This is a genomic window from Streptomyces sp. NPDC036813 (genome assembly GCF_055609245.1).
Genome location: NZ_JBVJPV010000011.1, coordinates 54,067 through 69,392 on the forward strand (window position 1 = coordinate 54,067; position 15,326 = coordinate 69,392).

General features: G+C 71.9%; 11 protein-coding genes. 4 read left to right on the forward strand and 7 right to left on the reverse strand.

Annotated elements, in window-relative coordinates:
* Window positions 1–100 precede the first annotated feature (100 nt).
* The 3 genes from ACZ67Q_RS22800 to ACZ67Q_RS22810 all read right to left on the reverse strand — a co-directional run bounded on the left by ACZ67Q_RS22800 (window position 101) and on the right by ACZ67Q_RS22810 (window position 2,548).
* Window positions 101–292: a DUF397 domain-containing protein gene (locus ACZ67Q_RS22800; RefSeq protein ID WP_469812263.1), complete on the reverse strand. Its 192-nt coding sequence runs from the start codon at window positions 290–292 to the stop codon at window positions 101–103.
* Window positions 293–497: 205 nt separating this feature from the next.
* On the reverse strand, window positions 498–1,355 hold the full coding sequence (locus ACZ67Q_RS22805) for a helix-turn-helix domain-containing protein (protein WP_361628108.1): 858 nt from the start codon (window positions 1,353–1,355) through the stop codon (window positions 498–500).
* 443 nt (window positions 1,356–1,798) lie between these two features.
* Window positions 1,799–2,548 carry a GOLPH3/VPS74 family protein gene (locus tag ACZ67Q_RS22810; RefSeq protein ID WP_471185005.1) on the reverse strand — a complete coding sequence of 250 codons (750 nt, stop codon included), beginning with the start codon at window positions 2,546–2,548 and terminating at the stop codon, window positions 1,799–1,801.
* Window positions 2,549–2,788: 240 nt separating this feature from the next.
* Between ACZ67Q_RS22810 and ACZ67Q_RS22815 the strand changes: the two genes are divergently transcribed.
* The 3 genes from ACZ67Q_RS22815 (at window position 2,789) to ACZ67Q_RS22825 (ending at window position 9,283) form a co-directional block, all read left to right on the forward strand.
* Window positions 2,789–5,398: a D-alanyl-D-alanine carboxypeptidase gene (locus ACZ67Q_RS22815; RefSeq protein WP_471185008.1), complete on the forward strand. Its 2,610-nt coding sequence runs from the start codon at window positions 2,789–2,791 to the stop codon at window positions 5,396–5,398.
* A 281-nt stretch (window positions 5,399–5,679) separates the two neighbouring features.
* The gene (locus ACZ67Q_RS22820) at window positions 5,680–7,542 is read left to right on the forward strand and encodes an MFS transporter (protein ID WP_471185011.1); all 1,863 of its coding nucleotides are present in this window, start codon (window positions 5,680–5,682) and stop codon (window positions 7,540–7,542) included.
* Between the two features lie 172 nt (window positions 7,543–7,714).
* Window positions 7,715–9,283 carry a sodium:solute symporter family protein gene (locus ACZ67Q_RS22825; RefSeq protein ID WP_471185013.1) on the forward strand — a complete coding sequence of 523 codons (1,569 nt, stop codon included), beginning with the start codon at window positions 7,715–7,717 and terminating at the stop codon, window positions 9,281–9,283.
* Here the strand turns inward: ACZ67Q_RS22825 and ACZ67Q_RS22830 are convergent.
* A complete protein-coding gene (locus ACZ67Q_RS22830; RefSeq protein WP_471185016.1) occupies window positions 9,268–10,383 on the reverse strand; it encodes an ADP-ribosylglycohydrolase family protein in 1,116 nt (371 codons plus the stop codon). The two genes, ACZ67Q_RS22825 and ACZ67Q_RS22830, sit on opposite strands and share 16 nt — an antisense overlap.
* Before the next feature lie 183 nt (window positions 10,384–10,566).
* Between ACZ67Q_RS22830 and ACZ67Q_RS22835 the strand changes: the two genes are divergently transcribed.
* Window positions 10,567–11,103 carry a DUF2165 domain-containing protein gene (locus tag ACZ67Q_RS22835; protein ID WP_471185019.1) on the forward strand — a complete coding sequence of 179 codons (537 nt, stop codon included), beginning with the start codon at window positions 10,567–10,569 and terminating at the stop codon, window positions 11,101–11,103.
* Here ACZ67Q_RS22835 and ACZ67Q_RS22840 read toward each other — a convergent pair.
* The 3 genes from ACZ67Q_RS22840 to ACZ67Q_RS22850 form a co-directional block, all read right to left on the reverse strand.
* Complete coding sequence (locus tag ACZ67Q_RS22840) at window positions 11,096–11,653, reverse strand: hypothetical protein (RefSeq protein WP_471185021.1); 558 nt, start codon at window positions 11,651–11,653, stop codon at window positions 11,096–11,098. The genes ACZ67Q_RS22835 and ACZ67Q_RS22840 overlap by 8 nt on opposite strands.
* A gap of 80 nt (window positions 11,654–11,733) precedes the next feature.
* Window positions 11,734–14,319, reverse strand: coding sequence for a bifunctional FO biosynthesis protein CofGH (locus ACZ67Q_RS22845; RefSeq protein WP_471185022.1), 2,586 nt, complete (start codon window positions 14,317–14,319; stop codon window positions 11,734–11,736).
* 21 nt (window positions 14,320–14,340) lie between these two features.
* Entirely contained in the window at window positions 14,341–15,189 is an 849-nt protein-coding gene (locus tag ACZ67Q_RS22850; RefSeq protein WP_471185024.1) for a TIGR03619 family F420-dependent LLM class oxidoreductase, read from the reverse strand.
* Window positions 15,190–15,326: the final 137 nt, after the last annotated feature.

A 15,326-nucleotide genomic window follows, 5' to 3' on the forward strand; every position in this document is an offset into this window, starting at 1 on the left:
AGGCCGAGCCCTCTCGGCAAGGACGGCGAGCTCGTCGAGAGGGCCCTCTTCGTGGCGCTGGTGTCGTGGGGGGTACGCGGGTCTCAGGAAGACCCTCCCCTCAGGACTTGACCGAGGCGACGAAGGCGCTCCACGCCTCGGCCGGGAAGGACAGGATGGGCCCCTCGGGGACCTTGGAGTCCCGTACGGCCATGGCGGCCACGACCGGCGACTTGATCTCGACGCACGCACCGTTGCCCGTGGAGTACGAGGACTTGGTCCACGAGTCCGTGGCACCCTGACGAATTGCCATTTCTGCTCCGTATTGCCTGAGGAAGGTTGCTCGGTTCACGCCAACCTTGTTGCTTGCTTGGCGTGATCGACGCTACTCGCCCCCCTCGGCTCGCGAAGCGGCTATTCACTCGTTGGATGGCATATTCCAGAGGAGACTTCCATCCCGGCCGTTGACTGGTGTACCGTGCGGCACTTTCCAACGGCCGGGTACGCGGAAGCGCCCGTCAGCGGGCGTACTCCTTGGCGATCCGCGAGATGTACTGCAGCGACTGGTCCACGTTCAGCGCCTGCGCCCGCAAGTGCTCGTACATCATCGCGTACTTGTGGACGTCGTTCGGCTTCTCCAGGTAGAGGTCGCTGGTCACGCCCTCGATGTAGACGACGCTGGAGTCCGCGGCGTCCGGGAACTCCAGGATCGCGTACTGGCCGTTGAGGCCGGGGTGGGCGCCCATCTCGAACGGGATGACCTGCACGGTGACGTGCGGCAGCTGCGACTGCTCGACCAGGTACTCGAGTTGGTCGCGCATCACGGACTCGTTGCCGACCACTCTGCGCAGCGCCGCCTCGTCCAGCACCGCCCACAGCCGCAGCGGGTTCTCCGGCGCGGTGATGCGCTCCTGGCGGCGCATGCGCACCTGCACACGCTTCTCGATGTCGGCCTGCGCGGTCTCCGGCAGCGCGCCCGCGATGAGCGCCTCCGCGTACTGCCGGGTCTGCAGCAGACCGGGCACCACCTGCGGGTCGTACACCCGCAGGCTGGCCGCGTCCGTCTCCAGACCGATGTAGACGCTGTACGGGATGTCGCCGAAGGTGTGCCACCAGCCCTGCTGGCGGGAGTCCTTGGCCATCTGCATCAGGGAGTCGACGACCCGCTGGTCCTCGACCTCGTAGACACTGCACAGGTCGCGGACGTCGCGCTGGCTGATGCTGCGACGGCCGTTCTCCAGACGGCTGATCTTCGACTGGGAGACGAGGAGCCGCTCGGCGACCTCCTCGGCCGTCATGCCCTTGAGCTCACGGAGCCTGCGCAGCTCCTGGCCCAGCCGGCGCCGCCTGACAGTGGGATTGACATTGGACGCCACGGGACGTGCACCTCCGGCTGCGTGCCTGTTGCTTGCGTTGCTTGCCACTTTGCGTATCTGCTGTTGAGCAGACTGCCACCAAGCGGCTTCCTACCGCTGCCGAACGGTGGATATGCGGCGAAGACACGTACGGCACCTCGCACGCGCGTACGGACGGGCCTCGGCGGCGTGGTGCGGAGGCGCGTTCTGCCGGGTCGTTACGGGCGCGTTCGGCGGGGCGCGGGCGGGCGCGCCGACCCGGCTGAGTGCGTGCGGGCGCGCGTTCAGCCGGGTGAATGCGCAGGGACGTTCAGCCGGGGGCCGTTGCGCGCATGCGTGCGCGCGGGGCGGCGCGGCCGGGCCCCCGGAGGGCGTACGGCCGGGCCGCCCCGCGCGGACGCGCGGCTCCCGAACGGGTCCTGTGGTGGCGCCGGAGCGCCGGTGGTGCGGTGCCGTGGCGCGGCTCAGTGGGCCACGGCGCGCGCCATGCTGCTTCGGTGCGGCTGCACCGGAACCCCGCGAGCGGGTTCCGTCGCCGATCGGGCGCCGCCGGCCTGCCGGCCGGGGGGCGCCCCGCGGCGCGGCTGTGCGCCCACGCCGTTCTGCACGTCCATGACGGCGTGCGCGACCAGCCCGCCCATGGGGTCGTGCCGGATCAGGTCCCGCAACCGGGAACGGGACGAACGGCCCTCGTTGCCCGGGTACAGGTGCTTGCCGAGACCGACCGCGTGGGCCAGGGCGGCGAGCGCCGCGGTCCGCGGGTCCGGCGGTACGCCGGTGCGGATCGCCGAATCCAGCCGGGCCCTGATCTCCCGGCTGATCTCGTTGTCCGTCGCCTGATAGCGCGTCGTCGGCAGCACTCCGCACATCTGGCCCTCGACGGCATGCACCATGCCGCACCGTTCCAGATGCGAGAGGTAGGTCTGGCGGAGCCCGAGACGCGGCCCGCCGATCCAGTGGACGGCCCGTACCGGAGCGCCGCGCCTTCGCAGCAACTCCAACGCGCAGTCCAGAGTCGGATCTCCTGTCGGCCGTGGTACGACCACGGCGATACGATCCCCGTCTGGGGCTATCCGTCCGGCCAGCGCCAGCTCCACTAGCTGTGCTCCGGCCAGACCCAGGTCGAGCGACTGCGGCTGTGCAGTGGTACCCGTGGCCGGGTCCAGTGCCAGCAGCAGAAGCTCCTCCGGAAGTGTTCTGCGGCTCCTGCCCATCCATGCCTCCCCGCGTGGATGAATGACAGGGTGACCCCTCTCACATTGGTCTGTCGAGGGTGCGTGACCTGTTTGTAAGGGAACCGGCAGGTATGTCGTTCTCGTCCTACGCAGGAGTCGGGCCCGCAGACAGGACACTGGTACATGGTTCGGACAGTGCCGTGGGGCGGTGTTCCGGGCGGCGGTTCACGGTTACGGCAGACGCACGGTGGGCGTGCGGCGGCGTAGGAGGAGGCATCGGTGGCGGGCGAGTCCCCCGACAAGTCGAAGCAGCGCGAGTCGTCGGCAGAACCGACGCCGGGGAGTACGGCACCGGTTCCCGAGGCCCGGATTGAACGTTCCGGCGACTCCGCCGCGGGGGCCTCCGACCCTCGGCTGGCGGTGGCGCGCGAGGCCGACACGCCCCACGGGGGCGTGGACACGGCGACCCGGGTGCTGTCGGTGCGGGACCTGGCGGAGGACGCCGGGGAGGCCGAGGCCGAGAGCGCTTCCGAGGGCGAGTCCGAGGGCGGCTCCGAGGGCGGTGCGGACGGCGAGGAGACGCCGGCAGCCGCGGGCGGGGCCGAGAGCAGGACCGAGGACAGGACTGACGGCGGGACGCCGGAGGGCGACGCCTCTGACGACGACGCGCCGGAGGACGAGTCCTCGGACGACGACACCTCGGGCGCGGACGGTGACGCACCGACCGCCGAGGGTGACAAGCGGCTGCGGGAGGCCGTGGCGGCCTGGGTGCGGTCGGCGGACTCCGACGGTGGTCCGGCGACGGCGGAGGGCTCGCAGGAGCCGAAGGAGGCCGCAGAGGCCCCCGAGAAGGGCCCCTCCGCGGACGCCGAGGTCCCGAGGAAGGCCGAGAAGGCCGCCGAGGCCCCGGAGGCGGCCGACGAGGACGAGAAGGCCGACGCTCGTACGGCGGACACGGCCGACGCCTCCCGGAGCGCCGCGGGCGCCGCGGGCGCCGACTCCTCCGACGCTCCCGAGGACGCCGCGGAAGACGCCCCCGCCGACGACGAGACCCCCGAGGACACCCCGGCCGGCAAGGGCGGCGATCAGCCCACCACCATGCTCAAGATCGGCGACGCCCCCAAGGCGCGCGCCGGCAAGGGCAACGTCGACCAGCCGACGACCATGCTGAAGCTCGGCGACGCCAGGCCGAAGCCCGCCCAGCAGTCCAAGGACGCCAAGGACGCCGAGGCCGACAGGTCCGCTCGGTCCACCAAGGGCTCCAAGGCCCCCGAGGACGCCCGGCCCGGCGAGTCCGAGGCCGAGCGGACCAGCAAGTTCGTCGCGCTGAAGCCGCTCGACGACCCCTCGACCCGTAAGCCCGCGCGCCCCGCGCAGCCGCCCGCGAACGAGGCGACGACCGCACTGCGCCGGGTCACTCCGGGGACCAAGCCGACGGACGCCAGGCCGGCCGACGCCAAGCCCGCCGACGCGAAGGCGGCGGGGGCGAAGGCCGCCCCCGCGCCCCGGAACGCGGCACCCGAGGCGGCTCCCCCGGCACCCCCCGCCGAGGCCACCGCGGCCATCCCCCAGGTCGGCCCCGAGCGCACCACGCAGCAGCCGCTGCCGCCGAAGCCGCCGCTGGATCTGCTGGCCGAGCTGACGAACACCCCGCCGCCCCCGCAGACCCCGCTGCGGACGGCGGTGCGCCGGGTCAAGATCTGGACGCCGCTGGTCCTTCTGCTGGTGATCGTCTTTGCGATCGTGCAGGCCGTGCGCCCGCTGCCGACGCCGACGCTCGACCTGACCGCCGAGGACAGCTACACCTTCGACGGCGGCAAGGTCGACATCCCGTGGCCGTCCTCCGGGCAGGCCGCCCTGGATGTGCAGGGCATCGGCACGTTCGGCTCGTCGGGTGACCGCAAGCCCGTGCCGATCGCCAGTGTCGCCAAGGTGATGACGGCGTACATCATCCTGCGCGACCACCCGCTCAAGAGCGGCGAGGACGGGCCGAAGATCGGCATCGACCAGACCGCCCAGGCCCAGTCCGACGCCGGTCAGGAGTCGACCGTGCATGTGACCGCCGGTGACTCGATCACCGAGCGGGAGGCGCTGGAGAGCATCCTCATCGCGTCCGCCAACAACGTGGCGCGTCTGCTGGCCCGCTGGGACTCCGGTTCCGAGCAGGCGTTCGTGGCGAAGATGAACGCCACCGCCAAGGGCCTCGGCATGGCCGACACGACGTACACCGACCCGTCGGGTCTGAACAACACGACGGTCAGCACGGCCGTGGACCAGGTGAAGCTGGCCAAGCAGGCGATGGAGCAGCCCGCGTTCCGCGAGGTCGCGGCGATGATGGAGTACGTCGACTACAAGGGCGTCAAGCACCCGAACTGGAACGGCCTGGTCGGCCACAACCACGTCGTCGGCATCAAGACCGGCACCACCACGTCGGCGCTCGGCAACCTGGTCTTCGCGGCCAAGAAGGACGTCGACGGCGTGACCCACCGGATCGTCGGTGCGGTGGTGCGCCAGCCCGCCGGCGGCCCGGAGAACACCATCCTCAGCGCCGCCCTGGACGGCGGTGACAAGCTGATCCGTGCCGCACAGGCGGCCTTGCAGTCGAAGACGATCGTGAAGAAGGGCGACGTCGTCGGTTACGTGGACGACGGTGTGGGCGGCCGTACGCCGGTCGTCGTCACGCAGGACGTCACGGCGGTCGGCTGGGCCGGGCTGAAGGTGAAGCTGTCGTTCGCGGCGGACTCCCTGCCGCACACGGCGAAGGCCGGTACCAAGGTCGGCACGCTCACCGTCGGTGACGGTTCGGGCGACGCGGTGAAGGTCCCGGTCGCCCTGCAGAAGGATCTGACCGAGCCGGGCTTCGCGGACAAGCTCACCCGCCTGGGCTGACGCCCCCTCCGTGGGGGGGGGGGGGGGCCCCCCCCCCCCCGCGCCCCGGCCCCCCCCCCCCCCGGCCCCCCCCCCCCCGGGGGGGCCCCCCCCCCCGGGGGGGGGGGGGGGCCCCCCCCCCCCCCCACGGCTCCGCGGCCGCGCCGCCTTCGCGCCCGCGCACGCCGGGGGCGTCAGCCCCACGGCTGAGCCCCCCGCCGGGGTGCGTGCTAGCGTCGCGAAACGGGACAGGTCGCCGGTCGCGGCCGAGAACAGAAGACGGGAACTGGGAGTGCCGACAGGTGGCCACAGCGGAGCCGACACGCGCCGACGAAACCGGTACGGGATCGAGTACCGGCCCTCGAATAGCGCTGCCTGAAACAGGCCCCTCCGGCGGCGGCGACGACCGCCGCGAGCGTTTCCGGTCCGCTTTCCTCGCCCTGCGGGAGCGGATGCTGCGCCACCCGGTGCTGTGGGTCACCGCCCTCGCGGGCGTCCTGCACATCGTCTGGTTCTTCACCTTCGCCAACAGCGGCGGCGATCTCGCGGCGCAGGACGCGTGGGCGGAGTTCGTCGGCCGGCACCCGGACTCGGCGTACAACCTTGCCTGGTACGGCGGTATGCACCCGGTGTCCTACAGCGTGGTGTCGCCGTATCTGATGTCGGTGCTCGGCGTCCGTACGACGATGATGATCGCCGGCACGGTCTCGGCGGGACTGCTGACGCTGATCCTGATCCGCAGCCGCGCGGTGCGCAATCCGCTGTGGGCGACGATGGCCGGCGTGTTCGCCCTGATCTGCAACGCCATCTCGGGGCGGGTCACCTTCGGTCTGGGCACGATGTTCGCGCTCGGCGCGGTCGCGGCGGTCTTCTGCTGGCCGTACCGCTGGCGCCACAAACGCTGGGCGAAGGCGCTGTGCGCGGCGCCGCTCGCCGCGCTCGCGACGATGGCCTCGCCGGTGGCGGGGCTGTTCGTCGGTCTGGTGGCGGTCGCGCTGTTCCTGCAGAAGCGGCGGCCGGGCGCGTGGGCGCTGGGTCTCGCGCCGTCGGCGGTGGTGGCGGTCTCGGCGTGGCTGTTCCCGTTCTCCGGTACGCAGCCGATGTCGTTCGGTTCCGCGTCCCTGCCGCTGCTGTTCTCGGGGATCGTCTACGCCGCCGTCCCGCGCGCGTGGAAGACGGTCCGGCTGACGGCGGCCGTGTACGGGCTCGCCGTGCTGCTGGTGTGGCTGATCAACTCGCAGATCGGCTCGAACATCACCCGGCTCGCGATGCTGTTCGCAGGAGTGGCGCTGGTGGCGGCGCTGCCGTTCACCGTGCCGAAGTCCCGCAAGTGGTACGCGGTGGTGGTGGCCTTCGTCGGTTTCGTCGGGTGGATCGGCTACAAGACGGTCGACGACATCGTCCACACCGCTCCGGCGGCCAACTGGTCGCGTGAGCTGGCCCCGCTGGTGAACGAGTTGCAGCAGGTCGGCGCGGAGAAGGGCCGGGTGGAGGTCGTACCGGCGCGCTCGCACCGCGAGGCCTCCGCGCTCGCGCCGTACGTGAACCTGGCCCGCGGCTGGAACCGCCAGGCCGACATGGAGCGCAACCCGCTCTTCTACGACGACACCCTCAACTCGGCGAACTACCACGAGTGGCTCCAGCGCTGGGCGGTGCACTACGTGGTCGTGCCGAAGGACGAGCCGGACGGCGACGGCGGGCAGCGCGAGCGGGCGCTGGTGCAGCGCGGGCTGCCGTATCTGCAGCAGATCTGGGGCGACGACCAGTGGCAGCTGTTCCGGGTCACCGACCCGGCGCCGCTGGCCGAGCCGAATGCGGTCGTGCTGCGCGCCGAGCAGGGCGAGATGACGATCCAGGTCAGCCGGCCGGGCCGGATCCTGGTGCGGATCCCCTACTCGCCGTGGCTGAGCATCGTGGACGCCAAGGGCAAGAGCCTGAAGGCCCCGCAGGAAACGGACGCCTCCAAGCACCGCGCCGAGGGCGCGCCGAAGTCGTACGCCAACGTCAACGGCTGTCTGATGCAGACGGAAGAGGACGCCGACGGCGACAAGTGGACGGTGCTGCTGGCACCGAAGGCGGGCACCTACCGGCTGGCCGCGCCCTATCAGCTGCCGCGCGGCACGCCCTGCCCGGACGAGTTGAAGCAGACCGTGCAGACGCCGTAGCGAGGGGTCGAGCGGGACGGAACCCCTGTCGGCGGTGGTGCCGGCAGGGGTTTTCTCGCACCGCCAGTCTGTTCATGTCAGTGAACGTCAGCCATCAAGGCGAACGTTTTTACTGTGACTTGACCTTACGCTCGCTTGTCGTGTTCATGTGACCGACCCCACGATCGGCCCCATGAACAGTCTCGACTGGGCCGTGCTCATCGGCTACTTCGGTGTGATGGTCGCGATCGGCGTCTGGTCGCACAAGCGGGTGGACGACGTCAGCGACTTCTTCACTGCCGGCGGGAAGATGCCCTGGTGGCTGTCCGGCATCTCGCACCACATGTCGGGCTACAGCGCGGTGATGTTCACCGGGTACGCGGGCATCGCCTACACCTACGGCGTCACCTCGTTCATCACCTGGTCCTTCCCGATCGCCCTCGGCATCGCCATCGGCTCGAAGCTGTTCGCGCCCCGCATCAACCGGCTGCGCTCCCGGCTCCACGTGGCCTCCCCGCTGGAGTATCTGAAGAACCGCTACAACCTGCCCACCCAGCAGGCGCTGGCCTGGTCCGGGATGCTGCTGAAGATCGTCGACGTGGGCGCGAAGTGGGCTGCCATCGCGACCCTGCTGTCGGTGTTCACCGGGATCTCGCTCAACCAGGGCATCATCGTCACGGGCGCGATCACGGCCGTCTACTGCACGATCGGCGGGCTGTGGGCGGACGCGCTGACCGAACTCGGGCAGTTCGTCATCCAGTTGCTGGCCGGGGTCGCCATGTTCGTGGCGGTGGTGCTGAAGCTGAACGACAAGGGCATCGGCTTCCTCGGCGCCTGGGACGAACCCGCCCTGCACGGGCACGGCAAGCCGCTCGTCGGCCCCTACGGCACGGTGTTCCTGCTCGCGTTCCTGTTCATCAAGCTGTTCGAGTACAACGGCGGCATGCTCAACCAGGCCCAGCGCTACATGGCCACGGGCAGCGCGCACGCGGCGGAGCGCTCGGCACGGCTGTCGGCGGTGCTGTGGCTGGTCTGGCCGGTGGTGCTGTTCTTCCCGATGTGGATGGCCCCGCTCCTGGTCCACGCGCAGAAGCCGGACGGCTCGGACTCCTACGCCCTGATGACCGAACAGCTGCTGCCGCACGGTGTGCTGGGCCTGGTGATCGTCGGCTTCTTCTCGCACACCATGGCCATGTGCTCCTCCGACGCGAACGCGATCGCCGCGGTGTTCACGCGGGACGTGGCGCCGGTGCTGTCGCGGCGGGCGCGGGAGTGGGGGCAGCGCTCGGGTCTGGTCGCCGCGCGGGTGACCACCGTGGTCTTCCTGGGCCTGTCCATGGCGGTGGCGACGCAGGTCAACTCCCCCGCGTTCAAGGACATCATCACCGTCGTCATCAAGTGGGTGGCGGGTCTGATGGGTCCGATCGCCATCCCGATGATGCTGGGCCTGCTGCGCCCCTTCCGCCGCTCCGGCCCCACCGCGGCGCTGACCAGCTGGGCGCTGGGCCTGCTGGCCTTCTGGCTGGTCAACTACCCGATCAGCTGGCAGATCGAGGGCGGCGTGCCGTTGCAGTACCAGGTGTCGATCCCGCTGGCGGTGTCCCTGGTCCTGTACATCGCCATCGGCTGGGTGAAGCCGGAGGACACCCCGGATCGTCTGGCGATCATCGCCCGCGTCAACGGCGACGACGACGCGGTGGCGATCCCGTCCCCGGCGGACGGGGCGGACGACACGCTGGGCGCCGGTCAGGCCCGCGGATAGCGCGCCAGCCACGCCGGGGACGCGCCCGCGGGGCCGTGCAGCGACGGGCCCTGGGTCATTTCCATCGCGAAGTCGTCGGACAGTTCCAGGAGGGTGGGGCGGCCTTCCAGTTCGGCCAGCCAGGCCGGGGGGAGGGCCGTCTCGCCGTGCAGGGCGCCGAGGAGGCCGCCGGTGAGGGCGCCCGCCGGGCCGGAGGGGCCGTCGTGGTTCACGGCCAGGCGCAGGCCGTGGCGGACGTCCTCGCCGACCAGGGCGCAGTAGACGGCGGCGCCGAGCACGCCGGCCGCGGTGCCGTCCCCGAGCAGCTCGGTGACACGGGCCGGGGTCGGCAGCCCCTGCCGCACCGCGCCGAGGGCGTGCTGGAGGGCGTCGGAGACCGGCTGGTGGCCGGGGCGGGCGGAGAGCAGCGCGAGCGCCTGCTGTACCGCGCCGTCCAGGCTCTGACCGCGGGCGAGACCGTGCACGATCGCCGCGTACGCCCCCGCCGCCAGGCCCGCGACCGGGTGTCCGTGGGTCTGCGCGGCGCACTCCACGGCCAGCTGGACGACCAGTTGCGGCTCCCAGCCGACGAGCAGCCCGAAGGGGGCGGAGCGGGCGGCGGCCTCGGGACCGTCCTCGCCGGGGTTCCTGGGCACCTCCAGGGTGCCCATCGTCTCGTCGCCGAGCCCGAGCAGCAGTGCGCGGGGCGGCTCGCGGCGGGCGTACAGCCACTCCTCGCGGGCCAGCCAGCCGTCGTCCTTGCGGCGCTCGTCGGGCCCCCAGTCCCGCTGGGTGGCCAGCCAGCGCCGGTACGCCCGGTGCAGATCGGTCGGCGGATGCCAGGCGCCGGTGTCGCGGCGCACCTGGGCGCGGATCAGACCGTCCACGGTGAACAGGGTGAGCTGCGTGCGGTGGCTGACGGCGCCGCGCCGGCCGTGGGCGGGCGCCAGGTCGGCGATGCCCTCCGGGCCGTACGCCTCCCGGATCGCGGCCAGGTCCAGCCCGTCCACGGGCGAGCCGAGGGCGTCGCCGACGGCCGCCCCGAGGAGCGTGCCGCGCACCCGGCTGCGGAAGTCCTGCTGCTCGGCTCGTCCCCAGACGGCACCGGACGTCGCGCCCACCCAGACCTCCCCGGGACCGTCCGTACGTACGACGCGAGCACTGTAATCGAACGGGGACGGCTGGTTCAGGGGTGGAAAAGAGGGGGAAATGTGCGCGGCCGGACCGGACCGGTCAGCTGCCGTGCGCGGGTGGGAAGTTGAGCACTGCACCGCCGGAAGGGACGGATGTGCAGAATGATCGGCATGACCACCCCCACCTCACGCGTGCTTCCGCTCGCCGCCGGGCTGCTCACCGGTGTGCTCGCGCTCTACATAGCTCTCGTCGCCTTCGGGAACATCACCGATTTCGGGACGAACCAGGCGTTCGTCCAGCACGTCCTGGCCATGGACACCACGTTCAAGGACGACGAACTGATGTGGCGGGCCATCACCGGCAAGGGCCTGCAGAACGCCGCCTACGTCGCGATCATCGTCTGGGAGACCCTCGCCGCGCTGGTGCTGACCGCCGGGACCGTCTGCTGGGCGCGCCGCGACCACGTCCTCGCCCGCCAGCTGTCCACCTACGGCCTGCTGATGCTCATGCTGCTGTTCGGCGCCGGGTTCATCGCGATCGGCGGCGAGTGGTTCGCCATGTGGCAGTCGAAGAACTGGAACGGCCTCGACGCCGCGACCCGCATCTTCCTGATCAGCGGCATCGTGCTGATCGTCAACCACCTGGCGGCCGGGGACACGAAGCCCGCCCGGGCGCCGGTGGCGGAGAAGACCGAGACCGCTAGCTGACCACCGCGACCGTCGTCCCCGACGTCGCGAACGTCCACAGTGCCGCCCCGTCGGCCGCCCGCATCCGGATGCCTCCCGTACGGCTTCCCGCGGCGGGCGGCGGCGGGGAGGAGCCGTCGACCGCGTTGGAGAACGCGATCGACACCCCCGACTTCGCCGCGAAGTAGACGATGTGCTCGATCTGCACGCCGTCGGAGCCGGTCGTGGTCTCGCGCCGCGTCGACACCTTGTACGTCCCCGGATCGGGGCTGACCGTGCCCGCCCACACCGCGAACGTGCGGCGCGGGGAGTCGCTCGCGTCCACCAGCCACAGCCGGTGCCGACCGATCGAGTACACGATCCGGCGCCCGGTGCCCGAGCCGTCCGGCACCGCGGGCGGCACCGCGGGCGCCGGGTGCGGGTGCGCCGACGCCGACGCGCCCGGCCGGGCCGCCGACGCCGTGGGCTTCGCCCCCTGGTCGGCCTGCACCGTCAGCGCCGCGACCGCGGCGACCGCGCCCACGGTCAGCGCGGTGGTCCAGGCCCACGAGGGCAGCCGTCGGGCAGGCACCTGCGCATCTCCTCAGTCTCCGGCCCCCGGCAGCCCGGGGGCCGGATCATCGTACTGCGCTGCGGCGGGGCTCCGGCCGGTCAGTCCAGCACCGGCAGCAGGTCCGGCAGGTGGCCGTCGGAGGCCTCGGCCGCCCGCTGCCGCTCCTGCGGGACCTCGCCGTAGAGCGTCGTGCGGGCCCTGGCCGGGCGGCCCGCCGCCTGTGCGACGGCGATCAGGTCCTTGACCGACTTGTAGGAGCCGTAGGAGGAGCCCGCCATGCGGGAGATCGTCTCCTCCATCAGGGTGCCGCCCAGGTCGTTGGCGCCCGAGCGGAGCATCTCGGCGGCGCCCTCGGCGCCGAGCTTGACCCAGCTGGTCTGGATGTTCGGGATGTACGGGTGCAGCAGCAGCCGGGCCATCGCGGTGACCGCGCGGTTGTCGCGCATCGTCGGGCCCGGGCGGGCGATGCCCGCGAGGTAGACGGGTGCGTTGGTGTGGACGAAGGGCAGGGTCACGAACTCCGTGAAGCCGCCGGTGCGCTGCTGGATCCCGGCGAGCGTGCGCAGGTGGCCCAGCCAGTGGCGGGGCTGGTCGACGTGGCCGTACATCATCGTCGAGGACGAGCGGATGCCCAGCTCGTGGGCCGTCGTGATCACCTCGATCCAGGTGGCCGCGGGCAGCTTGCCCTTGGTCAGCACCCAGCGGACCTCGTCGTCCAGGATCTCCGCGGCCGTGCCCGGGATCGTGTCCAGGCCGGCCTCCTTGGCCGCCGTCAGCCACTCCCGGATCGACATCCCGGTGCGGGTCGCGCCGTTGACGACCTCCATCGGCGAGAAGGCGTGCACATGCATGCCGGGGACGCGCTCCTTCACCGCCTTCGCGATGTCGAAGTACGCCGTGCCGGGCAGGTCCGGGTGGATGCCGCCCTGCATGCACACCTCGACCGCGCCGACGTCCCACGCCTGCTGCGCCCGGTCGGCGACCTGGTCAAGGGAGAGCGTGTAGGCGTCGGCGTCCGTGCGGCGCTGGGCGAAGGCGCAGAAGCGGCAGCCGGTGTAGCAGACGTTGGTGAAGTTGATGTTCCGGGTGACGATGTACGTCACGTCGTCGCCGACCGCCGACCGGCGCACGTCGTCGGCCACCTTGCACAGGGCGTCCAGCGCCGCGCCGTCCGCGTGCAGCAGCGCAAGCGCCTCGGCGTCCGTGAGCCTCGTCGGGTCGTCGGCGGCGGTGCGCAGGGCCTGGCGGACGTCGGTGTCGATCCGCTCGGGGACCATGCCGGGGGCGGCCGCCTCGCGCAGGGCGGCCCAGTCGCCGTACACCTCGTCGAAGTCGTCGCGGCGGTCGGACGTGCGGCCCTCGGTGTCGATCGAGGCGTGCAGGTCGGTGCGGCCGGAGGCGGTGAAGACCTCCTCCGGTTCCTGCCACGGGAGTCCCTTCGGCAGGGCGCCGGGCAGTGCGAGACCCGTCTCCGGGTCGGCGAGCGCGCGCACGTGCGGCAGCAGCCGCGGGTCGAGCCAGGGCTCACCGCGCCGCACGAACTCCGGGTACACGCAGAGCCGTTCGCGCAGCTCGAAACCGGCCGCGCGGGACTTCTCGGCCAGTTCCTCGATCTGCGGCCAGGGGCGTTCGGGGTTGACGTGGTCGATGGTCAGCGGGGACACCCCGCCCCAGTCGTCGATGCCGGCGCCGATGAGACGCTCGTACTCGGCGTCGACGAGGTTCGGCGGTGCCTGGAGGCAGGCGCTCGGGCCCATGATGAGCCGGGCCACGGCCACCGTGGCGACCAGATCGTCCAGTTCGGCATCCGGCATGCCGCGCATCGCGGTGTCCGGCTTGGCGCGGAAGTTCTGGATGATCAGTTCCTGGATGCCGTGGTAGGCGCGGGAGACCTTGCGCAGTGCGAACAGGGACTCCGCGCGCTCCTCGTACGTCTCGCCGATGCCGATCAGCAGGCCGGAGGTGAAGGGCACGGAGGAACGGCCCGCGTCCTCGAGCACCCGCAGCCGCACGGCCGGTTCCTTGTCCGGGGAGCCGTGGTGCGGGCCGCCCGGTTCCGACCACAGCCGGGTCGCCGTCGTCTCCAGCATCATGCCCATCGAGGGGGCGACCGGCTTCAGCCGCTGGAAGTCCGTCCACGTCATGACGCCCGGGTTGAGGTGCGGGAGCAGGCCCGTCTCCTCCAGGATGCGGATCGAGACGGCCCGGACGTAGGCGATGGTGTCGTCGTAGCCGTGCGCGTCGAGCCACTCGCGCGCCTCGGGCCAGCGGTCCTCCGGCTTGTCACCGAGCGTGATGAGGGCTTCCTTGCAGCCGAGGGCAGCGCCCTTGCGCGCGATGTCGAGGACCTCGTCGGGCGACATGAACATCCCGTGCCCGGCGCGCCGCAGCTTGCCGGGCACGGTGACGAAGGTGCAGTAGTGGCACTTGTCCCGGCACAGCCGGGTGAGCGGGATGAAGACGCTCTTGGAGTACGTGATGACGCCGGCGCGGCCCGCCTGTTCCAGGCCCGCGTCGCGGACCCGGGCGGCGCAGGCGGCGAGGCCGGTCAGGTCCCCGCCGCGGGCCTGGAGCAGCACCGCCGCCTCGGCGACGTCGAGGGCGACACCGTCCCGGGCGCGTTTGAGCGCGCGACGCATGGAGTTCTCGGTGGGGCCGGGTCCGGGGGTCGCGGAGGTCGTCATCCTTCGAGGATACGAGCGTGATCAGGAAAGGTACGGGGCGTATGCGTCCAGCGCCCGCAGCACCTCGCTCTCCCCGGCCGGAGGCAGTTGCAGTACCACCTCCTCGATGCCGAGGTCGGCGTAGTGGGCGAGCTTGCCCGGGGTCGGGTGCACCGCGTACGGGACGACCTGGAGCGCGGAGGGGTCCCGGCCCGCGTCCGTCCAGGCCGTGCGCAGCAGCGGCAGCGACTCCGTCAGGCCCCGGCCGCCGATCGGGAGCCAGCCGTCGGCGTACGCGCAGATGTCCGCGAACAGCTTCGGGCCGGCCGCCCCGCCGACGAGGGTGCGCGGGCCGAGGACCGGGCCGCGCGGCTTCTGCACGGGCTTGGGGTGGGCGAGGCTCGGGCGTACGCCGGCGAACTCGCCGTCGTGGCCGGTCGGTTCCGGCGCCCACAGGGCCCGCATCAGCGCCATCCGGTCCCGGACGAGGGCCCGCCGGGTGCGCCACTGCACTCCGTGGTCGGCGGCCTCCTCGACGTTCCAGCCGAAGCCGACGCCGAGCGTGACACGGCCGTCGGAGAGGTGGTCGAGGGTCGCGATCTGCTTGGCCAGGTCGATCGGGTCGTGCTGGGCGACGAGCGTGATGCCGGTGCCCAGGCCCAGCCGTGCGGTGACGGCGGCGGCCTGTGCGAGGGCCACGAAGGGGTCGAGGGTACGGCCGTACTCGCGCGGCAGGTCGCCGCCGGCCGGGTAGGGGGTGGTGCGTTCGACGGGGATGTGGGTGTGCTCGGGCAGGTAGAGCCCGGCGAAGCCGCGCTGCTCCAGCTCGCGGGCGAGGCGGGTGGGCGTGATGGTCTCGTCGGTGAGGAAGACCGTGACGGAGATGCGCATGACGGCATCTGTACCGTGCCGGTCGGCGGTAGTCCATACCGTCCGGTCGGTCCAGGTCCGTACGGTGATCACGCACAGGGGCCGCCGTCCCCCGATTCCCTTGCGGTCTACCGGAGTTCACGCCCGCCCGGCACAGT